This is a genomic window from Thiolapillus sp. (assembly GCF_048562965.1).
GTDB lineage: Bacteria > Pseudomonadota > Gammaproteobacteria > Chromatiales > Chromatiaceae > Thiolapillus > Thiolapillus brandeum_A.
In genome coordinates this window covers 1-2,227 of record NZ_JBHNMF010000524.1, presented here as the reverse complement: position 1 = coordinate 2,227, position 2,227 = coordinate 1, and the positions used below count along the sequence as shown (strand labels likewise).

Here is a 2,227-nt window from a genome sequence, read left to right as displayed (position 1 = left end):
CGCCGGAGGTTGCAAAGGCGCTTCTTTCGGAAGCACGTCGGTTGTCTCGAAACAGGGATGACCTGCTGAATGCCAGTTTCCTGAAAGCCGCGGCGATTCGCAAGATCATGACGATGCCCATTAAGGATCTGAGTGTGGCGAAGCTGCACCGGCTGGAGTTGCGTGCGGCGGAAGCGTATGCCAATGCGGCAGAAGGGAGCAAGGAGAAGGCGGATCTTGCAAAGCAGCGCGCCATCCTGCGACAGATGGTCGTGCTTGTGTCTAAGTACACGAAACAGGTGCAGTCTGCCGCGAAGCGCCTGAAGAAATACAACCGGGCAAAGTACCGTGCACAGGTGATGAATGCAGGGGGCAGTTACTGGCCCCGGCTTGCGGTGCTTCTCAACCGTGCAGGCCTGCTGAAGGATGAGCTGGTAGAGGGCGCGGATAAGGTGCTGAATGCCTGGCTGGAAGAGCGGGATGCTGATGGCATTGCGCCGCCTGCCAACACTATCCTGTCGGGTGTGAAGAACTACAAAGACCTGACGCTGGGGGATTTTCTGGCGATGCGGGATACAGCGGACATGCTGATACATTCTGCAAAGACGGCGAAGTCTATTTTGCTCAATGAGGAGAATGCCAACCTTGACCAGGTGGCGGAGGGCATTGTTCAGGAAGTGATTGCGTCGCCCATGCCGGACATACCGGAGCGGCGGAAGGGAGCGGACTGGTTTCAGGAGTTCATGGCTTCTCTGTCTACGGTGCCCTGGCTGGTGCGGCGGATTGTGGGCAATGATGCGAAGCAGTCGGTGCTTGAGCGTGCGGTCTATGGTCCGATGCGCATGGCTGGGGTTGCGAGGGATAAGCTGTTCCGTAAGGTGGTCAAGCCCCTGATTGCGGGTATGCACGCAGACCATAGCTGGTATAAGTTCCTCAAGGGCACGTACACGCTGAAGACGAAGATCAAGGGATCCTCGCTCCCTGAGACTATGACGGGTTCACAGGTGATTGGGTTCGTGCTGAATATCGGCAACTACGAGAATTTGACAAAGTTGCTGCAAGGCTATGGTCTTCTGGCCGAAGGTGAGAGTGCTACGCTCATGCACCCGGTAGTACAGGAAGTCATGGGTTTGCTGGGTGAGCAGGAATGGAAGCATGTTTCGGCAATCTGGAAGCACATGCAGATGCTGTTTCAGCCTTTGCGCGAAGTCACCCGGAAGGTCTATGGGCGTGATCTGCAACCGGTGGATGGGTTGCGTATCGAGACCCCGCATGGCCCTGTAACCGGGGGGTATTATCCCCTTGTAATGGATAGGGATGCGGCTGGTGCGGATGTCCTGTCTCGCTTTGAGTCCACAGAGGCTCTGATGAACGGCGGCCAGACCCCTGGTATGTTGGTAAGGCCTTCTGCTGCCTATGAGCGGACGCATGCCATATACCCGGTGCTGCTGGATGCGTCTGTGATCTTCAGTCACTTCAACCGGGTTATCCATTACATCTCACACACGGGCGCTGTGGATTCTGTTCGGAAGGTTTTGGGGGATGAGCGCGTTCACGGTGCGCTGCTGAAGAAAGTCGGGAAGCATGAGGTTAAATACCTTGGCTCGTGGCTGAAGGATATCGCATCTGATAAGCGAATGGAGCAGATCACGTGGCTGGAGCAGCTTTTTCAGAAGTTGCGTTATGGCGCTGTAGTGGTTGTACTGGGCGCTAAAGTGTTCACATCGGTACCCAAACAGTTGCTGGGCCTGTATAACACGGCAGTTGATATCAAGTCGGTTGGTGGGTCTTCAGGGACGCTGCTCAAGGCGTTTGCGGAGCTGATTCGGTCGCCTGGGCAGGTTGTTCGGGGTATCCGTGGCGAGAGCCCGGTGATGCTTTCCAGAATTGATACCTATGACCGGGAGATTGCTGAGGCGCTTTCCTACATGGAAGGGGAGAACCCCCGGCTGATCCGGTGGAATGAGGCGGTGATGCTGCCTATTCGGGTGATGCAGTTCTACGTGGTGGATGTTCCCAGCTACATCACGGCAAAGGCACTGGCTATTAAGAAGGGCAATAGTGAGCAGGACGCGATTGCGTATGCTGAAGCGTTTGTCACCCGTACACAGGGATCCGGGGAGTCACGGGACCTGGCATTCATCATGCGTCGCCAGCGGAATGTCATGCTACGTACCCTGACCATGTTCATGACACCGATGATCAGTATTCTGAATCAGGCGCGGATGTACGGTTCAAAGCGCACAGC

General features: G+C 55.9%; 1 protein-coding gene. It reads left to right on the top strand.

Annotated features, from left to right (window positions below; all coding sequences use genetic code 11):
- Positions 1 to 41: 41 nt before the first annotated feature.
- On the top strand, positions 42 to 2,227 hold a 2,186-nt coding region (locus ACOCD2_RS17210; protein ID WP_419625827.1), incomplete at its 3' end, for a hypothetical protein.